This is a genomic window from Spirochaeta isovalerica (genome assembly GCF_014207565.1).
Taxonomy (GTDB): Bacteria; Spirochaetota; Spirochaetia; order DSM-2461; family DSM-2461; genus Spirochaeta_F; species Spirochaeta_F isovalerica.
The window spans coordinates 146,215-166,458 of sequence record NZ_JACHGJ010000001.1; the positions used below are offsets into that span (position 1 = coordinate 146,215).

20 protein-coding genes are annotated in these 20,244 nt (G+C 44.7%); 19 read left to right on the top strand and 1 reads right to left on the bottom strand.

Features of this window, described 5'->3' with window-relative positions; translation table 11 throughout:
• Positions 1 to 149: 149 nt before the first annotated feature.
• Positions 150 to 359 carry a hypothetical protein gene (locus HNR50_RS00545; RefSeq protein ID WP_184742345.1) on the bottom strand — a complete coding sequence of 70 codons (210 nt, stop codon included), beginning with the start codon at positions 357 to 359 and terminating at the stop codon, positions 150 to 152.
• Between the two features lie 32 nt (positions 360 to 391).
• Here HNR50_RS00545 and HNR50_RS00550 point away from each other — a divergent pair, with 32 nt between their 5' ends.
• From HNR50_RS00550 to gspG, 19 genes are all read left to right on the top strand, one after another.
• A complete protein-coding gene (locus HNR50_RS00550) occupies positions 392 to 709 on the top strand; it encodes a hypothetical protein (protein WP_184742347.1) in 318 nt (105 codons plus the stop codon).
• Positions 706 to 1,473: a ParA family protein gene (locus HNR50_RS00555; protein ID WP_184742349.1), complete on the top strand. Its 768-nt coding sequence runs from the start codon at positions 706 to 708 to the stop codon at positions 1,471 to 1,473. The genes HNR50_RS00550 and HNR50_RS00555 overlap by 4 nt, the downstream gene beginning before the upstream one ends.
• A 20-nt stretch (positions 1,474 to 1,493) precedes the next feature.
• Complete coding sequence (locus HNR50_RS00560; protein ID WP_184742352.1) at positions 1,494 to 4,160, top strand: CHC2 zinc finger domain-containing protein; 2,667 nt, start codon at positions 1,494 to 1,496, stop codon at positions 4,158 to 4,160.
• Positions 4,161 to 4,261: 101 nt separating this feature from the next.
• Positions 4,262 to 5,176 (top strand): tyrosine-type recombinase/integrase, encoded by a 915-nt coding sequence (locus HNR50_RS00565; protein WP_184742354.1) that lies wholly within the window; start codon positions 4,262 to 4,264, stop codon positions 5,174 to 5,176.
• A gap of 3 nt (positions 5,177 to 5,179) precedes the next feature.
• Positions 5,180 to 6,115, top strand: a complete 936-nt coding sequence (locus tag HNR50_RS00570) for a tyrosine-type recombinase/integrase (RefSeq protein ID WP_184742356.1) — start codon at positions 5,180 to 5,182, stop codon at positions 6,113 to 6,115.
• Positions 6,116 to 6,262: 147 nt separating this feature from the next.
• Positions 6,263 to 7,405 carry a Fic family protein gene (locus tag HNR50_RS00575; RefSeq protein ID WP_184742358.1) on the top strand — a complete coding sequence of 381 codons (1,143 nt, stop codon included), beginning with the start codon at positions 6,263 to 6,265 and terminating at the stop codon, positions 7,403 to 7,405.
• A gap of 58 nt (positions 7,406 to 7,463) precedes the next feature.
• A complete protein-coding gene (locus HNR50_RS00580) occupies positions 7,464 to 8,126 on the top strand; it encodes an RHS repeat-associated core domain-containing protein (RefSeq protein ID WP_184742360.1) in 663 nt (220 codons plus the stop codon).
• A gap of 6 nt (positions 8,127 to 8,132) precedes the next feature.
• A complete protein-coding gene (locus HNR50_RS00585; protein WP_184742362.1) occupies positions 8,133 to 8,588 on the top strand; it encodes a hypothetical protein in 456 nt (151 codons plus the stop codon).
• Positions 8,589 to 9,689: 1,101 nt separating this feature from the next.
• Positions 9,690 to 10,511, top strand: a complete 822-nt coding sequence (locus tag HNR50_RS00590; protein ID WP_184742364.1) for a hypothetical protein — start codon at positions 9,690 to 9,692, stop codon at positions 10,509 to 10,511.
• Positions 10,512 to 11,069: 558 nt separating this feature from the next.
• On the top strand, positions 11,070 to 11,945 hold the full coding sequence (locus HNR50_RS00595; protein ID WP_184742366.1) for a hypothetical protein: 876 nt from the start codon (positions 11,070 to 11,072) through the stop codon (positions 11,943 to 11,945).
• Positions 11,946 to 11,960: 15 nt separating this feature from the next.
• Positions 11,961 to 12,398, top strand: coding sequence for a prepilin peptidase (locus HNR50_RS00600; protein WP_184742368.1), 438 nt, complete (start codon positions 11,961 to 11,963; stop codon positions 12,396 to 12,398).
• 21 nt (positions 12,399 to 12,419) lie between these two features.
• Positions 12,420 to 14,579 carry a hypothetical protein gene (locus tag HNR50_RS00605; RefSeq protein WP_184742370.1) on the top strand — a complete coding sequence of 720 codons (2,160 nt, stop codon included), beginning with the start codon at positions 12,420 to 12,422 and terminating at the stop codon, positions 14,577 to 14,579.
• A 2-nt stretch (positions 14,580 to 14,581) separates the two neighbouring features.
• Positions 14,582 to 16,045, top strand: a complete 1,464-nt coding sequence (locus HNR50_RS00610; RefSeq protein ID WP_184742372.1) for a GspE/PulE family protein — start codon at positions 14,582 to 14,584, stop codon at positions 16,043 to 16,045.
• Positions 16,042 to 17,214, top strand: coding sequence for a type II secretion system F family protein (locus HNR50_RS00615; RefSeq protein WP_184742374.1), 1,173 nt, complete (start codon positions 16,042 to 16,044; stop codon positions 17,212 to 17,214). The genes HNR50_RS00610 and HNR50_RS00615 overlap by 4 nt, the downstream gene beginning before the upstream one ends.
• The gene (locus tag HNR50_RS00620) at positions 17,211 to 18,146 is read left to right on the top strand and encodes a hypothetical protein (protein ID WP_184742376.1); all 936 of its coding nucleotides are present in this window, start codon (positions 17,211 to 17,213) and stop codon (positions 18,144 to 18,146) included. The genes HNR50_RS00615 and HNR50_RS00620 overlap by 4 nt, the downstream gene beginning before the upstream one ends.
• Positions 18,136 to 18,639 carry a hypothetical protein gene (locus tag HNR50_RS00625; RefSeq protein WP_184742378.1) on the top strand — a complete coding sequence of 168 codons (504 nt, stop codon included), beginning with the start codon at positions 18,136 to 18,138 and terminating at the stop codon, positions 18,637 to 18,639. Before HNR50_RS00620 ends, HNR50_RS00625 begins: the two co-directional genes overlap by 11 nt.
• Entirely contained in the window at positions 18,632 to 19,090 is a 459-nt protein-coding gene (locus tag HNR50_RS00630) for a hypothetical protein (protein WP_184742380.1), read from the top strand. Before HNR50_RS00625 ends, HNR50_RS00630 begins: the two co-directional genes overlap by 8 nt.
• Positions 19,090 to 19,779, top strand: a complete 690-nt coding sequence (locus HNR50_RS00635; protein WP_184742382.1) for a carboxypeptidase-like regulatory domain-containing protein — start codon at positions 19,090 to 19,092, stop codon at positions 19,777 to 19,779. The genes HNR50_RS00630 and HNR50_RS00635 overlap by 1 nt, the downstream gene beginning before the upstream one ends.
• Positions 19,776 to 20,240: a type II secretion system major pseudopilin GspG gene (gene gspG, locus HNR50_RS00640; RefSeq protein WP_184742384.1), complete on the top strand. Its 465-nt coding sequence runs from the start codon at positions 19,776 to 19,778 to the stop codon at positions 20,238 to 20,240. Before HNR50_RS00635 ends, gspG begins: the two co-directional genes overlap by 4 nt.
• Positions 20,241 to 20,244: the final 4 nt, after the last annotated feature.

Here is a 20,244-nt window from a genome sequence, read left to right on the forward strand (position 1 = left end):
GGACTCATAAAGATCATGAGGTGAACCTCGATGACAAAAACATTCTACACAATTTTCCATTCCCCGTCAAAGAAGTCTCACCTCTGCACAAGGAGCTTTCCATTATGCAGGAAATCCAGACCTCTGACCTGTACGAAGCCTCGTACTACCTAAGCCGAAACTGTCAGATCGACACAATCGAATCGGGCCTTGTAGACGGCAAGATCAATTGCCGCCTGACCATCTCCGGCGTAGCCATCCACACCCTGCAGGCCGCCTATTTCTCCGGCGAAGCGCAGATCAATCTCTTTGATTTTCGCCGGACCTATGGCCAGCTTCACAAGATCGTGAACGATGCGAAGAGAAAATTCAAACAGCAACAGAGACACCAACAGGTAGCGGGAGGTCAGTTATGAGCAAAGACGCATTCCCGGTCAACAAACTCAGCACCTCGAACTTAAGCGAAGTGGGCTACCTGATGGAAAGAAACCACAGGATTGTCGGCGTAAAGCTGGACAAGGGAGCCTACGGCATTCAGGAGCTCTTTGTCTCCATGGAAGGTGAAAACATCGAGCTGGATCACAAAATCTTCCTTGGCAACGGTTCTGTCGTACTCGGGAAAGTCCCGGAAATTCTGGAAGCCATTCAAAACCAGATCTGGAAGGATCAGGTGAGAGGCGAGACTCGCAGCCTCGAAAATTCTCCCAGAATGGGAGGTTCCTTATCATGAAAAAGGTCATCTTTACCAACCAGAAAGGCGGAGTCGGCAAAAGCACTACTTGCCGGGAATGCGGTTTCTATCTGGCCTCCCAGGAATTCGATGTCCTTCTGATCGACTGCGACCCTCAGGGCAACCTGTCCAAGGGTGTAAACAGGGAGAATATTCCCGGCCTCTTTGACGCTCTTGAATCGGATGAAATCAACATCGATGAAGTGGATGGAAGGCTCTCTATTCTTGCCGGAGACTTCCGCCTTTCCCTTCTGGAAAAACGGTACCTCGGAGAGCTGGACGCCTATTCAAAGCTGAAAGACCTTTTGGGCCGGGAAGAGTTTGCCCATTTCGATTTTATCCTCTTCGACACTCCGCCGTCCCTGGGGATTCTGACTCTCAATGCTCTTGTCGCCGCTGACTCGATGATCATTCCCATGAAACCTTCCCTCTACTCCATGCAGGGAACCAACGACCTTATGAACGCTGTAAGCAAGGTCAAAAAGACTCTGAATCCCTCTCTTTCCATTCTGGGAGTAATCATTAACGAGTTTAACCCCATTCCTGTTATTACAAGACAAATCCGGGAAGAGATAGAGAGCGCTTTCGGATCTTCCGTCTTTGAAACGGTTGTCTCGAAGAGCATCAAGATTGAAGAGGCTATTGCCAGCCGGGACAGCGTTCTGAAACTAGAAGGATCTGGAGTTGAGAAGATCAAGGGTGAAATCTCTGCATTGGGAAATGAGATTCTCTCCCGTCTCGGCGTGGAGTCCTATGTCTTATGAGCGCCGACCGATTAGGAGGGGTGAAAACCCTGAAAGTCTCGGGCTTTCTCGACGAGTTTGAGAAGGATGAAATCAAGAAAAGGGTCGATATTCTCTCTCTTTTCTCATCCTTCGGCGTGAGCTATGAAAAGAAAGGCCGTTCTCATATGGCAAAATGTCCCTGGCACGATGACGACACGCCGAGCCTGTCCATTGATCAGGGGAAAGGATTGTACAACTGTTTCGGCTGCGGAGAATCCGGTGATATCTTCGATCTGGTCCAGAAGATGGAAGGAATTGATTTCAAGGACTCCTTGAAGTACCTGAAAGAGTTCGACGGTTCTATTGTTCCCTTTTCTAAGACTTTGGAGGTTCCGGCGGAGCCGGTACCTTCAGAGTCTCACCAACCGGAGGGCGGTAGCTTTGAAGGCGTCGATCTGGAAAGGGTTATGGAGTTCTACCGGAAGTCTCTTTCCACCTCGGAAGAGGCCGTCTCCTATTTCGATCAACGAGGGATAGACCGCAAGGTTCTTTCCCGGTTCGGATGCGGTTACGCTTCGGGAAAATTGCGGTCGATGGTAAGCGATGAGCAGTTTAAAGAGCTGAAACAGGCCGGAGTGTTCAACGAGAAAGGCTATGAGTCTTTCAAGGATTGCGTCGTCATTCCTCTCCTCGATTCCGCCGGGAAGGCAGTCGGTCTCTATGGCCGGAAAATCTCCCCTACAGCCAAGGTCAAACACCTGTATCTCAAAGGGCCGCACCGCGGTCTTTTGAACCGGAAAGCGGCGGCGGTTTACCGTGAAGAGGTAATCCTCACCGAATCGGTCATCGATGCTCTTTCCCTGATCCAGATGGGGATCGAGAACGTCATCCCCTGTTACGGAGCCAACGGATTTACGGAAGAACATCTGTCGTTGCTTCATTCTGAAAGAGTGAAGCTTGTGACCATCGCCTTCGACAATGACGATTCCGGCAGAGCGGCTGCTGAGAAGCTCATCGAGTCTCTCCTTGCAGAAGGATTCCCCGTGAAAGTGATAGCGCCTCCCGAGGTGAAAGACTGGAATGAGCTTCTCACCTTAGGTTCTTCTGTAGATGAGATCAAAAGACTCCTTGAAACCGCCGATGTTATCTATCCGCCGGGAAAGAGCCCTGACTTCTACGTTACCAGAGAAAACGGCAAGTACACCTTTGAAATCGACCAGATTATCTACAGGGTGCTTGGAGTCAAAGAGGTTTTCATCTCCAATCTCCGGGTCAACATCCGTTCCCAGTTTGGAGAAGATGTCTTTCTGGACAACGTCGATCTCTATTCCTCCCGGTCAAGAACATCCTACGCCGTCAGTCTGGCCAGCCGGTTCTCTCTGGAAGTGAAGAAGATCGAAAAGTCCCTGATGAGGATTGTCGAGTATCTGGAAGAGATGCGGGATGAGGCTTTGAATCAGGCCGAAAAGGAAACTTCTGTTCCATCTCTGACCGAAGAGGAGAAGAGAATCGGTCTGGAGTTCCTCCGGTCGGAAGACCTTTTCGATCAGATTGTTTCGGACCTTGAGACCATCGGCTATGTGGGGGAAGACCTGAACAAGCTTCTTATGTATCTGGCGGCAACTTCCCGTAAACTCGATGATCCCATCTCCATTCTGGTGCTCTCTCAATCGGCTTCGGGAAAGAGCATGCTTGTCGACGCTGTGAGCCGTCTTATTCCTCCCGAGGACCTTCTGCAGGTCAGTTCCTTGAGCGACCAGGCTCTGAACTACGTGGAAGAGGGAGGACTGGTTCACAAGTTCCTGGTTATGGGAGAGGCCGTTCACTCGGATGTCGTTGAGTATCAGATCCGGGAAATGCTCTCGGCCAGACAGCTTTCGAGGCTGATCACCACCAAAGACGAGAAGACCGGGCAGATGGTTTCGAAGAAAGTGGAGCGGGAGGTCATTGTCGCCTCGGTGATGAGTTCGACCAACACGGAAGTGAACCCGGAAAACGCTTCCCGCTGTTTCCTTCTGAACGCCGACGAAACGGACGAACAGACAGTGAGGATTCACGAGAGGCAGAGACAGAAGTACAGTCTTCACAGAACGTCGGAGAAGAGAAAGACAGTCCCCGAGATTGTGAAGAAACATATTTCGGCCCAGAGGCTTCTGGAGAAGAAGATGATCGTCAATCCCTACGGCGAACACCTGGACTTTCCCTCCCGTCTGATGAGATCCCGGCGGGACAACGACCGCTTTATCGATCTGATCGCCACGGTCTGTTTTCTCCGGCAGTATCAGAAAGAAGTGAAGATCCATGAAGAGGGAAACGAGAGGATTGAGTACATCGAGTGCGACCTGAAAGACTACGGGATCGCCTACCGGATCATGACCGAGAACCTCCTCAAATCCATGCTCCTTGAGATTACACCTTCCGACGAGAAACTCTATGAGGCAATCAGGGAGATGGCGAAGGACGAGGCGAAGAGTCAGAACCTGAAAGTCAGTGAAGTGGGCTTTACACAGAGGCAGATCAGAGAGTTCACAGGCCTCGGCCAAAGCTGGGTGAAACAGCATTTGAGGACGCTTGTCGAACTTGAATATTTGATGATTTCCGGCGGCGGCCGGTCCGGTTCGAGGAACACCTACAGGCTCCGGTCTGATGAGAAAATCGGTGTCGTCGATGTCTCGGTGATTCCTACGCCGGATGCTATCGAGAAAATTTTAAAAAAGCGGGTTTAGCGGGCACGACCGGGCAAAAGCGGGCATTGCCCGCTTTTTGCATCTTAATTCCTTATTTTGCCGTGATTTAACCAAAGCGGGCACGGATTTCGGGAGGGAAAGTGGAAAAAAGAACCAAAAACACCATATTAAACGACTACAGACGGTATCTGACTCTGAAAGGAGTTAGAACCGTAAAGGATTACATTGCCGGAGTGAATGAGTTTATCGACTACCTGGGCGACGGCGGAGAGGGATTCCTGTTCATCACCGAAAAGGATGCCGATGATTACCGACACCACCTGATCACATCGGACAGACATCTGGCTCACAGCACAATCAACGGGAAATTGAATCATCTCCGTAGTTTTTACCGGTTTCTGGAAAAGAAAGGGATGATCTATCAAAGCCCTCTCTACTATGTGAAGGGGGTGAAAACCGGCAAGGGGCTGCCCAAGAATGTTCTTTCCATCGAGGAGATGGGAAAGCTTTTGGACAATTTTTCACTCATCAGAAAGACCGACATCATGACCTATTCGCTGGCGGAACTGCTTTACGGTTCAGCCATGAGAGTCAACGAAGCGGCGGCCTTGAAGGAATCGGATGTGGACTTTGATTCTGCCGTTATCACGATCACCGACTTCAAAAACGGTGGATTGAGGTGGAAGTCTCCTACCTCGGAGGCGAGCATCCGGGCATTGAGAAGGTATGTAAAGACCGTCCGGAGTGAACTGACTACCGAAAAGGATAGGGCCGAGGGATTTCTCTATCCCCAACAGGGAAAGACGGCAATCCGATGCATCCTCAACGCCAAACTCAAGAGAGAGTGCGAGAGACTGGGATTGAAGACAATCACGTCCCATTCCTTCCGGGCCAGCGCTGCCACCCATCTGCTCCGATCGGGCGCGGGGATTCGCGAGATTCAGGCCTTTCTCGGACACCAGAAGATCGGGACGACGGAAGTCTACACCCGTGTTGTGAAAGAGGATTTGAAGGCGGTGATTGAAACCTGTCACCCCCGGGAAAGGAGGTCGTAAAGAATGAAAATAAGTCAGAAAGAACAGATTGAAATGCTGTTTGAAGACCATCTTGAAGGACGGGGACTGAAACCGGAAACCATCAAAAGGAAGAGTATCGAGTTGAACAGGTTTCTTTCCTATCTGGAATCCATCGGCAGAAGGGACTTGAGGGAGGTCTCCTCCAAGGAGATCGAGGAGTACTTTCTGTTCATGCAGGAAAAGGGATACTCAAGTTCAACGATCATCACCTCTCATGCCATGACTGCCGATCTGTTCAGGGCCTTGCACAAGAACGACATGATCCTGACAAACCCTATGGCGAGAACCGAGATGTACATCAAGGAGAAATCGGGAGTCAAAGTGATCCTGACGGAAGAGGAGATGGACGCCTTTCTCTGTTCCATCGAGACCGCGACGGGTTACGGGAAACGGGACCGGGCTTTGTTCGAGTTAATGTATGTGACGGGAATGAGAGTCGGCGAGGTCGTGAAACTGACCGTTGAAGATGTGGATCTGTCCCACAGCGAGGTTTTGATCAGGAAAGGAAAAGGAGACAAGGACAGGATTGTTCCCGTCGGCCAGGTGGCTGGCCGGTTCCTGCAGGACTGGATTTCCCATGCGAGAAACTGGTTTAACACGGGAGAAAGCGATTCTCTTTTCTTAAACAGCAAGGGGCGGACACTGGCCGCTACCGCCGTCCGGCACCGTTTGAAGTATTACCTGAAACAGGCCGGTATTGAGAAGGAAGGAGTCTCTCCCCATTCCCTCCGGCACAGCTGCGCCACTCATCTGTTAGCCGGCGGGGCTGACATCCGTTTTGTCCAGGAACTTCTGGGCCATGAGTCACTTGAAACGACGGTGACCTACACCAGAGAAGTCGTGACGGGATTGAAGAGAATGCACAGGATGTACCATCCGAGGGAGAATGAGATTTATCCGCAGGGTGAGACATTGTAGTATCATGTAGTACGGTGCAAGTACTTGTGTTACAATGTGCAAGTAGTAAAAAGTCTTTTTACTTTTTATTTTACTATTCATAAAGCAATTAACCAGGAAATGTGATAAGTAATGTAGCTACGTCGTGCAAGTAGTAAAGGTAAGTAAATGAAAGAAAAGGAAAATGAACTAAGAATTGTCGACCCTTCCTTTGGTTCGAGGGTTTTGGATCTGATCATGGACATTAACTATCTTCGGAGAAGGCAGCTCGGCGGTTCAACACACCCGGAAATCTTCTTTCAGATCAAACATATTTTCCATATTCTCGAGAGTATCGGATCGGCCAGGATCGAGGGAAACCACACGACCATTGCCGAGTATGTGGAGCGGGAAATCGAAGATTCTGAAAATGAAGACGAGGCCATTACCGAGATCAAGAACAATGAAGCCGCGCTTTCCTTCATTGAAGAGGTCATCGAAACGACGCCGATCAACAGGGCATTTGTCTGTGAACTTCACAAACTGGTGGTAAAGGATCTTCACCGGGAAGGAAGCCAGACGCCGGGACAGTACCGGAACACCAACATCGTGATCAATCATTCAAAGCACACTCCGCCGGACTTCCTCCGGGTCAATGAATTGATGGATGAACTTATCGCTTTCATCAACAAACCGGACCCGGAGAAGTATGACCTGATTAAAGTCGCCATCGCTCACCACCGTTTCACCTGGATTCACCCTTTCGACAACGGGAACGGACGGACAGTCCGGCTTCTGACCTATGCCATGATGATTAAAATGGGATTCAAGGTTGATAACGGGAGAATCCTCAATCCCACCGCTGTTTTCTGTAGTGACCGTGACGCCTACTATGATGCCCTGCAGAGAGCCGATGAAGGAACGGATGAGGGAATTCTCGCATGGGTTGAGTATGTCTTGAGCGGTTTGAATGATGAGATTTCCAAGATCGATAATCTTCTGGAGTTTGATTTCGTCAAATCGAAGATTCTTCTTCCAGCGCTCAAGGGGCTTAAAGAAAGGAAAATCATTACCACCGAAGAATTGAAGATCCTGAACAAGGCGGCAGAGAAACAGGAGTTCAAGACTTCCGATCTCAATGAGATATTTCCCGATCAGAATTCCGTTTACTTATCGAGAGCCGTGAAGAGACTCCGGGATTTGAAGTTTTTGAAACCCATTGAAGAGAATTCCCGGACCTATGTTCTTTCATTCCTAAAGAATTATCTGATGCGGGAAATCATGATCTGCCTGGATCGGGAGGGATTCCTCCCCATGAAGAACGAAGTTTAATTGATTGCTATCCCCGGTGCTTCCGGGGTACAATCTGACCCGAAGGAGTCCCTGCCGGATGGTTTCTGTTGCTAAAAATCGACCTCTAAGTGCTGTAGAACCGCGTTTTGGGGCCTGCGGCGTGGATGGGACGAATTGGTATGTATATTGTAACAATAATCCGCTGAGTATGGTCGATCCGACGGGTTTAGAAGCTAGTGGAGTTGTAAGTGACTTTATAGTCGGGATTTTTAAAAAATCATCTGATGTAATTCTTAAGTATAGAGACAATATCAATAACAAAATTGATCAGTTTCAAAACAATCTGATCAATAAAGATGATTGGAAAAATACAAATAGTGTTGGTGATGTAGCTAAGAATTTAGCGAAAGGATATGGTCGTTATCTGACTGAAGTTGCGCAAGGAGTCGGCAACCTTGCAGCATCAGGATACACTGAAGGATCTGTCTTTGCTCGACGAATATTAGAGGGCGATAAAGCTCCAATAAACAGTACAGTAATGGACAAGGTTCCTGCATTAGAAGGTGCAATCGAATCAAATCCAGTTACAAGTAGGGCTAATCAAGTAGAACGTGCCTACGAGGGAAAAGTTATGGGTGTAGTGACAGGTGTAGTCGATTTAGTCGGTCAAACTATAGATGCCGTTATAGATGGAGAAAAAGATACGAGTCAAACATCTTATGATAGTGGTTCAAATACGGTTGAAAAAAAAGAGGGATAAAATAATATGTCAAATTCTATAAAGCAAAAAAAACCTACTGCATTAACTGTAACAATTATTGTAACTGGTCTGATGACTATTTTTTTCTTAATTATTTCTGTAGGTGGTTTTTTTAATTGGATAAAAACCGATGAACATAGTCTGACCTGGATTAGGGATATTTTATTAACTTTTACTGGTGGGATTCTCGGAGTGGTTTGTTTCGTCTCTCATTTTAAAAAGAAACCTTGGGGCCGTTTCTTAAATATAATCTTTTTCTCTATTCTTTTCCTTTTTAGAGTCTTTGATGTAGTAAAAACATTTTTATTGAATCCTAAAATTGATACGTTAACTAAAAGTATCAATTTGAACTTACTTTTTTTAGTATTCTCCTTGATTCTTATTCTTAATTTACTTCTTAACAAAAAAATAATAGCATATTATGGTTCTTTGAAAACCCAAGTAAATAATGATGAGATTTAATTTTAGCATAAGACCATGGATAACCTGCAGAGCAATTCCCCGGTTTAACTTTCCGGCGAGTATCACTGTCAGGTTCATCTGTCATCTTATGATCCGTTATAGAAAATCCGGCAGGTCGTCCTGCGGACTAAACAGAATATTCAGGAAGTTATCGTCAGCCGGCAAGCCGGCGGTCCGCTCGCAGTAGCTCGCCCGATAACAAATATTGCTGTTCCCCTGCAGGGTATTATAATTCGGCGGCGTGATTGGTCGTGAGAGAGAAATCCCAGAACCTGATGGTACTGGGATTTTTTTCGGTGTATCAATTTCATTGCATTTTTATGATTGACCGGCGCGGGATGTGAAATCTCATTTCATTTTCCGAGCGGTGGCCAGCTTATATTCGCAGTTCCTGCGACAATAATCTGGCGGGGAAAATGGTAACAGTTCATTTTTATGAGACTCCGTTCCGGTGTGTTTTCCAATCTTCTGTCTACGTGACCGGCTTGGTAAAACGACTCACTCTGAGCCCCGAAGTAGACAGAGAATCCTTTTCTGTCTACCCAAGGTTGAGCTGACAGCCAGGTGACGGCTTTGGCGGTTTAAAGAACCTGAATGTATAACCCGCGAGCCGCAGTGGCTCGAGTAGGCTGAATTCCAGGTCCACTTATCTATAAGGCCGGTTTATCGGAAGTGGACCGGTCCGGCGGAATTGTTGATGTGATCTGTTTTGCAGGGTCAGTTTAATGAGTTATTACCAGTTCCGGAGGAATTCAGCCGGAACAGCTTCGGGGCGGTGGCTGCGATGAGCGAGGCTGAGTTCCGATTATGAATTTCAAAAAAATATAGCGTTAGAGCAAAACCGATTTTGCCGGGCTGGTCGGAACTTCGTTCCTGCTCGCCCCTGAAACCTCGGGCAGCTCAACTAGGAATAATTAGCATCTACAACAAATAAATCGTGAAGGAAAGTTTTTTTAATATACATCTTCTAAAGTCTATGGTAAATATAAAAAGGAAGAATAAAAGTATTATATATAATCGTTTAAATATTTAATATATTGCTTAAATTTCCGAAAATTAATTATCTGTATACACAATCTATGAACAAAAAAAGGATTTAATATGAAAAAATTAATATCTCTCTTCTTCTTACTGTTTTTTTTGACATACCTTTATTCTCAATCAGAAGCAATGACTATATCTCCAACTGGAAATGTCGGTATCAACGTTAATGATCCATCAGAGAAACTTGATGTTGATGGGAATGTGAAAATCTCTGGTACTCTAGAAACTGTTAGAATTATTAATCAACCCAAAATCTTTCAGCATATAATAAATACTACAATGGGAGATGTAGATGTTACTTCCTATATTCCAACTGATTGTATAGCTGGTGATCATTTAGAATTTGCTAATATTGGGACAGAGTCCAATAAGCTAATAAATGTTCCTGTCGTAGGAGAAGTATATATAGGTGAATGTGTTGAACTACTCTGGGATGATTTAAGCAATAAATGGTTATTGATAAGTTCAATTCCTTCATATTCTTGGCCAATAGGGAGTACATACATACAGTTCCCTTTTAAAAAATCACCGATGGATTTAGGTTTTCCTGGAGTATGGGAAGATATTTCTATTGATTATAATGGCGCTTTCTTCCGTGCAAATGGTGGTAAATCTGAACAATTTGAGGTATTTCAAGAAGATGGGATTTTAAATCATAAACATAGCACATATATTGGACCTCATTCCCATAGTATTATTGATGATTATGGTACGGGTGGTGACAAAATTGCAGTTAATGGAGGGGATTCATCCTCTAGGTCAGGACTCATTTCTTCATATGACTATGGAACAAAAACTTCAGGTAACCCAACCCAAAATGGTACTGATGAAAATCGTCCAGAGAACTATTCAATTATTATTTGGGAAAGAATTGAATAAAGAATATTAGAAATAGACAATCCGAAATTAATAGATAATTGTAAAGCCAGCGTCTGGCATCGGATCATATGCAGTTTTACTCTTGCACAGTCAAGAGGGTTCAATTACCTACTCCTCAAATCGGTGAGGGGTAGCATTATCGGTAATGCGCGGGCTCAGGATAGCTTCGGGCTTCAGGGGTCTCATGTTCCAGTCATTCGATGCTGGAACATTTATTTTGAATGTTGAATATTATCATATGCTTCCCAATTTAAAAGTCAAACCGGTGGGAAAATGGCTTTTCGATACAGCTTCCAAACTGGGGTTGTATTTTTTACTGCTAATTTAAAAACAGAACTTGGCTACAGAGCAATTTTTAACTTATGAATGTTTTCTAAAAGATAATATTAAACTCATTCATGTAATTATTATTGAATCAAAAAAAAATGCATTTTCGAAATCCAATGCAAAACTGGTTTCTCAAACGCATAAAATAAATTGTATAATATTAAATTGTTTCTCTCTAACTGTCAGTGAGAGAAAACATATTTATTTAGAAATAGTATTATTGGAGAATCTATGAAAAAAACAATCAACCTTTTAATCGTTCTATTTATCGGTTCATTTATAATGGTTTCATGCAGCAACCCCACAGTTAACACACCAGAGCTCCCCATAGTTCCTCAGTTCGGTTTTACCGAAGGAACTGCAAGAGTTCTAAATAGTAGTGATGTCTCGATGGGCGAACAGTTTATTACAATGTTTACGCCACTTCTTTTAGGTTTTACTGACAATGAATTAGGGATAACATCCGATTCAGTTCTGGATTATACAATTATGGGAAGCAAACTGACTGTTTCTACAATTTATGACACCCAGTCTAATCTCATTACAATGAAGGGAACATTTGAAGACAAGTCTGGCTTTGTTAAACTAGTAATGGATTTGGATAACGGTTTATACAATTATGAACAATTGATGGTTCTAAAGGATACTGATGATCCCTATAAAGCACCAGATTATCCTATAACTAATGGTCAAGTTGCTATTTATTTTAAATTTACTGATGTTCCAATAAGTGAATCCGGAGATTATCACAAATACATTGAGGGATATTACTTCCTGGATGGAGATATGGCATTAATGGAACTCGATTATTTTTGTGGCACCGATGACAATGGAGATGAAGTCGGCGGCGTATTTATTCATCAATTCATCAGTCCCGATCCTCAACCGGATTTAAGTGGATATACAGATTTTTATGATTTAACTGTTTCAGATATTACTCAGCATTTTTCTGATACGTCTTCATGGCAATACAATGCTTTTCAGGATTGGTTTTTTTATTACAACTATTCCGATTCAAAGATTTATGCATTTGATCAGATTGCTGGAGACATTAGCGGGACTACCGGTGTCGCAGAATTACCCTGGACAGTTTTACCAAAACCATAATTACTTTACTAGTAAATGAATTATGAGATCATTAATCTGCTGTTAACTTTAGCAGTGATTATTCCAGTTACAATTATAGATATTAAAGTCCAGAGAATCCCGCGGGGTATTATTTTCCCCGCGGTGATTCTACTTTATTTTGTGAAAGTTTTTTACTTTCATATTCCGGCAATAACTCTATTGGCAACGCTGGCGACCGGATTCCTTCTCTTTTTTGGAATATGGTATTTTACTAGGGGAAAACTCGGTCTGGGCGATGCTTACCTTTCTGGGTTTCTTGCCATATCCCTGGGATTGGAACAATGGCTGATCATGTTATTTATTTCTTCAATGACGGCTCTTGTTTTTGCTGTTATCATGCTTAAGTCAGGTAAATTGAGAAGAGAATCAAGAATTCCATATGCCCCTTTTTTAAGCTTTGGAGCTTTGCTTTCCTTACTTATACCTATATAATAGGAACATCGGATGAATGTAATGCATAATAAAAAATCTACCTTACTTCTGCTACTTCTTTTCTTTGCCGGTTTTGCTTTATTTGCCCAGCATATAGATTCTATCGAGTTCAGGAATCAGGAAATAACAGACATTCTCATGGTTCTCGCTCAAAGTACGGGTCATTCCATTATTCCCGATGAAACCGTTACCGGCCAGGCTTCCTATTACTTTGATAACATCGAATTTGAAACGGCCTTATCGCTGTTCCTTTCGACATATAACTATTATTACTATGAAAATAAGGGCATCTATTACGTGTCCCGTATAAAACTGGATTCGGGTACCGAGGAAGGGACAATTTCCATTCATGCTGAAGACACAGATATTCAATTGATCATACGCTCTCTATCCAGGCAGATCGGGCAGACCATTCTCTTTGATGCTCTGCCTCGAGAAAACATCTCTATTCATGGTGATAATCTCAGCCCTGAAGAAATACTCAATATCGTAATCAGAAAATACTCCGATTATCATTTGGAAAAGGACAACGGTTTCTTTTATGTCCGCCGGGAATCACCCCAGAGCAATGGTTCACGAGGAGGAAGAAGAACCGATCTTTTTTCCAGAGAAGGTGAGTTCTTCAGTTCTTCCTTCGAGCAGATCAGGTTTCGAGAAGCTTTGACTTCGCTATTCAATCTGGCCGGATTCGAGTATTCCTTTCTGGGAAGAAACGATTCTATTATCGAGAGCTTCGATTTTACCGGTAAAAGCTTCGATCAAATGCTTCGCCTGCTGCTGCAGCAGGGGAATGGAGATTACAAGGTAATCGATGGAATCTATTATATTATCGATATTGAAAGAAAAGATGTGCTGAAGAAGTTTTATACGACTATATATCTGCCTCTGGCTCAAACTGCCGTTTCAGAAATCATCTCTCTTATTCCTACGTCTATCGGTTCATCGCAGAATATAAAAACCGATAAGAACAACAATGCGCTCATATTGAGCGGGACTCTTGAGGAAGTCGCTCCTATCGAGGAATTCGTCAGCATGATCGATTCGAGAGACAGGGATATGGTCTATCACAGGTTCCAGTTGAATCATATCGAGCCGGCTTCAATAAGCAGCTTGATTCCCAAGGAAATGTTATTCAGCCAGCCTCAAATTCTTGAGGACAGTAATTCGTTCATAATGCAGCTTCCTCCTGCGAAAATCGTCGCAATGGAAACATTTCTCGAACTTATTGATGTTAACAGCCCCGGCTTTCCCATTGAACTAAAGTATATCAAAGGTGAGGATCTTCTGGAAAATCCGCCGCCTTCCGTTCGGAAGGAAGAGCTTATCGCGACCAATAATCCTAACATTCTCTTTTATAAAGGAAGCGAAACCCGTTATCACGCATTAATGCGCGATCTCGAACTTCTCGATCGTCCGACTCCGCAGATTCGCTATGAAGTTCTGGTTATGCAGATCCAGGAAGCCGACAAGGAGAACTGGGATATAAACTTTGGCAATTCCGTCACAGCGGATGACTCATCTACTTCTCTTCTGGGATCATTGGGCAATGTTTTAAATCTCAATTTCGATATCGTAAGCCAGTTCGGATATCAGTTCGCATTGGATCTTAACTGGAGTATGGAAAATTCCGAATCGAAAGTCATGGCCGATACGACATTGAACGCTCTTTCCGGCGAGTCTACAAATTTCCAGAATACCGAGACATATCGATATCAGGAACTTGAAGTCGATGCTGATACGGGAGAGACCTCAAAAACCGGAGTGACAAGAGAGATCACATCAGGGTTGATGGTTGAAATCGAGGGATGGGCATCGGGCGACGGAATGATAACTATGGACGTGCAGACGACCATCTCCAAGCGCGACGATACGTCTTCATCCAGTTCATCATCCATTCCGACTACAACTGAGCGGAGCGTTAACACCCATATCAGAACCCAATCAGGCAAACCTGTCATCATAGGCGGACTGATGCAGAAGGACCGGGTAATCGGAAAACAGAAAACTCCCTTTTTCGGAGACATACCTTTGCTCGGCAAACTGTTTCGTTCCGATGTGGAATCCTGGCAGGATACAGAAATGGTCGTGACGATCGTGCCCTATCTGGAATATCCCGAATACTCCTCCGATCAGGTCGGACGGGAAATCGAATCCCTTTATGACAGATTCATAAGGCGTTAGTTATGTCCCGATTGGTTGATTTCCTCCCGCTTCCCACTGGGGAACAACAGTATCCTCTGGAATATATTGAGACGAATTCTGTTATTAAACTCTCTGAAAACGATAATCAGGTCATTATTGGAATGACCGGGAAGAATGATCGTCTGGAAGAGGATCTGCGGAATTTTCATGACAAGCCAGTCATCTTTCAGAATCTCGAAAAGGGAGAGATCAGCTCTTATCTGGCGAGACATAATTCAGGCAACAACGGTTTGTCAGGCTCTGGTAATCCGGATGGCGACCATGCTCATAGTCTGGACAGGCTGGCTAATGACGCGCCGGTTATCAATCTGGTCAATTCAATTATAATGGACGCCATCGGCAAGGGCGCTTCGGATATTCATATCGAATCTTTTCCCGAAAGAGCTTCAGTTCGATTCAGAGTCGACGGTCTGCTCTTGAAGGACCGGGAAGTAGAAAAGAATATATTCCCCGCTCTTTCTTCAAGAATAAAGATCATGGCGAACATGAACATAATGGAGAGACGATTGCCGCAGGATGGCAGGATCACGGTGAAAATGGATAGTCAGGATGTCGATCTTCGCGTATCAGTCGTGCCGATTACCGGCGGCGAATCCATTGTCCTCAGACTGCTTAACAAACGAAGCCGTTTACTCTCTTTGAGCGAACTGGGGTTCAGCCGGGAATCCATCGAGCTGATCGGCACCCTTTATCGGAGGCCCCATGGTCTTATTCTCATGACCGGCCCGACCGGTTCAGGGAAAACGACCACTCTGAACTCCATATTACGGGAAATAAATGATCCCGCGATTAAGATCATTACGATCGAAGACCCCGTAGAATATGAGATAGACGGAGTCGATCAGATTCAGACCAATGAAAAAATCGGTCTGACCTTTGAATCGATTCTTCGACGTGTGTTGCGACAGGATCCCGATGTCATCATGATCGGAGAAATCCGGGACCGGGCGACTGCCGAGCTGGCTGTCAGAGCTTCCATGACCGGGCATCTCGTTTTCAGCACCGTTCATACGAACGATTCCGTTTCCGTTCTTCACAGACTGATAAATATGGGAGTCGAACCCTACCTTCTGTCCGGTGTTTTGCGCGGAGCCATAGCCCAGAGGCTTGTCCGGAAGCTATGCGTTCATTGCCGGGAGGAAAGTTCTGCTGATCACCTGGAACAGCAGCTTCTGAAGCGAATGGATATCGAGGCGGAAACGCTGTACCGTCCTGTCGGTTGCGAGAAATGCTCAAACAGCGGCTTTTCCGGAAGATTGGTTATCTCCGAGACATTTCTCTCCGACGAGAAGCTGGAGGATATGATTACCGCATCTGTTCCTACGGGGGACATCCGGGATTATCTCAACCGGAAGGGTATGACGGCTCTCTATAAAGATGGATTGATTAAAGCGTCGGAAGGTTTTACTACGATTAAAGAAGTCGAAAAGGCGGTATTGCTGTGACATTATACCGCTGCAGGGTTTCCGATGAAAAAGGAAATATAAGAGAAATCCTTAAAGAAGCTGCCGATGAGAAGTCCTTATCCCGCATTCTGTCGGGCGATAACTTATATCTCATATCTTTCAAAGAGGAAAAAAGCTCTTCCAGGCGGATATTCTCGACCAGAATCATTCTGGATTTTACTGACACTCTGGCTCTAATGCTCAAATCGGGGTTAACGGTTCGCGATGCTTTGAAAGTTTCAGCATCGGCTTTTCGAGATAAAAAGACCGGCCGGTTGATATCAACCCTCTCAGATGCCCTGAACAAGGGGATATCCCTTCCTGATGCGCTGGACAGCCTCGGCTCTGATTTTTCTCCTCTTTACAGGGGGATGGTGAGGATCGGGGATCAGACCGGCTCGATGGACAGTATCTTTGTAAAGCTTTCGGGATATTTAAATGATGAAAAAGCTATGAAGGAAAAAATCAGAGGCGCTTTGATTTACCCGCTCATGGTTATTATTGTCCTGCTTCTATTCATGATCGTCATTTTCTTTTTTATTTTTCCCCGTTTGAAAAACAGTTTCTCCGGACAGTCTCTGGATCTGGTATTCACCCGGTTTCAGCTGATGATGTTGGCGTTTCTTATTCCGATGACCATTTTTATGATCCTTGTAATCTCTTTGATTGCGGCATCAAAGACTTCGGGACCTGCGCGTTTTATGGCTGATAAAATCTTTCTCAGGATTCCGATTGCCGGAAACATTTCGCTTCTCAGATCCTGCCTTAATCTTACATTTTCCCTGGAAGTGCTGACTTCAAGCGGTTTTCCTATAGAGTCTGCTATAAGGGAATGTCGAGCCGTTATAGCCAATTCCGTGCTCAATGAAGCCTTGAACAGAATAGGTAACAATATTGTCAAAGGCATGAAGCTCTCCGATGCTTTTTCCCGTGAAAAGGTATGGCCTGAACGCATTGCTCTGTGGGTAGGAGTGGGCGAAGCTTCGGGAGATGTGGGAGCAGTCTTCTCGCAGTTGAAGACCTATTTTCAAGGCGAGCTGGACAAAAGAACATCGCGCATTATGGTTTTGATTGAACCGGCTCTCATACTTCTCATGGGCGGATTCATGATTCTTTTCGTGATTCTCTTTGTCGTTCCGCTGTTCGGAATATTCGGAGCGGGCATATGAAAAGGAAAATCCGGATTCTCAGTTCAAATATCTGTTCCGTCAGAATTATGGATATTCCTCCGCTTGGAGCAGAGGAGACGGGCCAGGTCATCAGGCATAAGCTGGCCGCTTTCTATCCCGGATCCGCAGATGATCTTTATATCGATTATGTGAGAGAAAATGATAAAGCCGTCGTTTTTTTCGCATCAAAACAAAAAATTGATTCTTTGTCAGATCCGGAAGGGAATGAGTTTCTTTTTTATTCTCCCTGGCATTTCTTTGCATCCATCTCAGAAAAGGATGGGTACTATGGTATCATCCTGGATGGGCGAATTGAATTGTTCTGCTATGAGAATGATCATTTTGTAGAGTCTCGTTCTCTTGATTATTCATCGGAAAGGGAAGCCTCATTAAAAGAAGAAGGTATCGCCTTTGTTGAGCCTTCCTTATCAACTTTAAACAAAATAGAGCCGCTCTTCCGTAAAAAAAAGAAAAAGAAATACTTTCTTTCGAATCTCCTGATTTTAGGTCTGCTACTGATAATACCGCAGTTCCTTTTTTACAGACAGGTGAAATCGGATGAAGAATATAATCGGACATTAAAGAAAGAGATACAGAGTCTTATCCTTGATAATGCCAGGTATTCCGGTTCCGAAGAAGAATACGGAAAATTAATGAACGAATATCAGGAACTGAAGGATTCCCGGCCTCTTAATATTAACCGGTTTTTAAGCGAGCTATCATCATCGCTGGGGCGGGATGTCGTCATAGAGAGCCTTGTACTGAAAGGAAACAGTTTTCAATTGAATGGCGTGGGTCTTAACCCTTTGGGGAAAATGGAAAAATTTCAGAACAACGGTCACTTTTCCCACGTCGTTCCTTACCAGGTTAAAGCTTTGGAGAATTCCAGTCGTGAAACATTCTCTTTGACGGGAGTCTATCATGATGAATAAAGAGAGAAAGGTTCTGCTTGTCATTCTTTATTTCGCTTTGATATTATCACTTTCTGTTGTGAATCTGGTTGTTCTTAAAGACAGGAGGGATCGAAGCCTGTCTGAATCATCTCTTCTTGAACAACAGCTCAGTAAAGTCCGTAAGAAACGTTTGATCATACCGGACGGGACGCTTCTTTCATTGAGAGAGCTTGTCGACGGGGAGAGGGGAATGTTCTTTTCTGTCGAGGAAGAAGATCCCTATACGCTGGGACTGGAAATAATTGCCATGCTCGAATACAGAGGAGTTGAAATCGTTCAATACAAGACTCTTGAAATGAAAGATGAGGTTCTGCTGGAGTTTACCGTCGAATCCGGTCCTTACTCTTTCTTTTCGTTTCTCAAAGATCTGGGGAGCAAGAGCCGTTATTATAAGGTACCCTATTTGGCTGTAACGAACAGAAACGAAGGAATCAGCTCTACCTTCCGTATAGGACAGGCGGTGTATGAGTAGAATCTTCAATAGAATACTAATAGCGCTTCTGGCTGCAGCTGTGACCTCAGTTTTTTTATTGCCCGAATCCTATGAACTTCCGGCAAATGATTCAGAAGAAGAGAAACAGCTTGAGAATTTCCTCCCGGAAATCAATGAGATTCCCGGAACCCTTTCTCCCGGGGCGCTCTCGATACATTTTCCCGATGAGAGACCGGCCGAAACGACTGCAAAACCGGAAATCCTGCAACCTGAACCGGTTCCGGAAGGCCCGCAATTTATAAACTCCATGCTGTTTGTTTCATCAGTCGTCAGGAATGGAGAGAGATCCTGGTTCTTCAAGGATAAATCCACCGGGAGAATGTATGATTTATCGCCTGGAGCTGAAAATGGACTGTGGGAATTCCTTTCTGACGAAGGTGATTATTTTCTTTTGAAATACAATGAAACTATATATAAGGTAAGGAAATAATGAGCAGAAAAACGCTTTTCATCGTATCGGCAGTACTTATCCTTCTGGCTTGCAAGTCAAATGAAGATCAGTATCTATTCGAATCCTCCAACTTGCCCGGTATGATATATGACAGCGACAACAGGCCATGCGAGCGGGTTCTGATTAATGCTTATCGCATTGGTGAAAGCGGTGAAGAATTCCTGTTTTCCGTGGAAACGGATATTAACGGGCGTTTTACGCTTCCCGGACTGGACCGGGGGGCATATAAAATCGAAGCCGTGAAAAGAGGATACGAGAGGCTTTCAACTCAAATCGAATACACGTCCCGTACTGAAGTGCTCTATCTTAAAATGTTTTCCCAGGAGCAGATTCTGGGACTGGCCGCTGAATATCTTGAGATGGGGCAAAAGGGGAAGTGCCGGGAAGCGCTGGATCGCTCTTCGCTGATTAATGACCGGAATCCTCATCATCTGTATACCGAAGCAATTTTCCAATACAGATCGGGGGATTATGAAAAGGCTCTGACCTTTCTGGAAATGATTGAGGAGCAGGGGTTCCGGTTTCCAGCGGTTTTCCTTTTTAAAGGCGATATTTATCAATACCAATATCTTGATTTTAATAAGGCGAAGGAAGCTTTGCAGGAGTATTTGCTGCTGATAGATGATGGTGATGTAAAAATGAGAATAGAGGAGTTGGAGCAGGAATGAAGTTTTTTGATTTATTGTTCAGTAGAATTGATGAAGACAAAAGAGATCCCGAAGGGGGATGGACATTTATCGAAACTATTATTGTTATCGGTATTGTGCTTATCCTCACATCTTCCGTGGGATTCGTCGCTTTCAGGTATCTTGACAGGGCTAAAGTCGTTACGGCTAAAAGCGATATAGAAAACTATGCTCTTGCCTTGAGTACATATTATCTCGATTGCCGGACTTTCCCCTCAGAGGATCAGGGGTTGAATGCCCTATGGGAAAAGCCCTCATCGGACTCTGAAGGATGGGATGGACCTTATCTGATGAAAAAGCCCGGACAGGATCCCTGGGGCAATGATTACGATTATACGGTTCCGGGACCTAATGGTCTTCCTTTCGGTCTTCGGTCATTCGGTTCCGACGGTCTTGAAGGTGGTGAAGGTAATGCGAAAGACCTCAGCTCCTGGGAAGATTGAGAGC

What these genes read in the sequence shown, in the direction of transcription:
- HNR50_RS00550 (WP_184742347.1), top strand. Translation starts at nt 392, where the DNA reads ATGAGCAAAGACGCATTCCCGGTCAACAAACTCAGCACCTCGAACTTA.
- HNR50_RS00555 (WP_184742349.1), top strand. Translation starts at nt 706, where the DNA reads ATGAAAAAGGTCATCTTTACCAACCAGAAAGGCGGAGTCGGCAAAAGC.
- HNR50_RS00570 (WP_184742356.1), top strand. Translation starts at nt 5,180, where the DNA reads ATGAAAATAAGTCAGAAAGAACAGATTGAAATGCTGTTTGAAGACCAT.
- HNR50_RS00575 (WP_184742358.1), top strand. Translation starts at nt 6,263, where the DNA reads ATGAAAGAAAAGGAAAATGAACTAAGAATTGTCGACCCTTCCTTTGGT.
- HNR50_RS00580 (WP_184742360.1), top strand. Translation starts at nt 7,464, where the DNA reads ATGGTTTCTGTTGCTAAAAATCGACCTCTAAGTGCTGTAGAACCGCGT.
- HNR50_RS00585 (WP_184742362.1), top strand. Translation starts at nt 8,133, where the DNA reads ATGTCAAATTCTATAAAGCAAAAAAAACCTACTGCATTAACTGTAACA.
- HNR50_RS00590 (WP_184742364.1), top strand. Translation starts at nt 9,690, where the DNA reads ATGAAAAAATTAATATCTCTCTTCTTCTTACTGTTTTTTTTGACATAC.
- HNR50_RS00595 (WP_184742366.1), top strand. Translation starts at nt 11,070, where the DNA reads ATGAAAAAAACAATCAACCTTTTAATCGTTCTATTTATCGGTTCATTT.
- HNR50_RS00600 (WP_184742368.1), top strand. Translation starts at nt 11,961, where the DNA reads ATGAATTATGAGATCATTAATCTGCTGTTAACTTTAGCAGTGATTATT.
- HNR50_RS00605 (WP_184742370.1), top strand. Translation starts at nt 12,420, where the DNA reads ATGCATAATAAAAAATCTACCTTACTTCTGCTACTTCTTTTCTTTGCC.
- HNR50_RS00610 (WP_184742372.1), top strand. Translation starts at nt 14,582, where the DNA reads ATGTCCCGATTGGTTGATTTCCTCCCGCTTCCCACTGGGGAACAACAG.
- HNR50_RS00620 (WP_184742376.1), top strand. Translation starts at nt 17,211, where the DNA reads ATGAAAAGGAAAATCCGGATTCTCAGTTCAAATATCTGTTCCGTCAGA.
- HNR50_RS00625 (WP_184742378.1), top strand. Translation starts at nt 18,136, where the DNA reads ATGATGAATAAAGAGAGAAAGGTTCTGCTTGTCATTCTTTATTTCGCT.
- HNR50_RS00630 (WP_184742380.1), top strand. Translation starts at nt 18,632, where the DNA reads ATGAGTAGAATCTTCAATAGAATACTAATAGCGCTTCTGGCTGCAGCT.
- HNR50_RS00635 (WP_184742382.1), top strand. Translation starts at nt 19,090, where the DNA reads ATGAGCAGAAAAACGCTTTTCATCGTATCGGCAGTACTTATCCTTCTG.
- gspG (WP_184742384.1), top strand. Translation starts at nt 19,776, where the DNA reads ATGAAGTTTTTTGATTTATTGTTCAGTAGAATTGATGAAGACAAAAGA.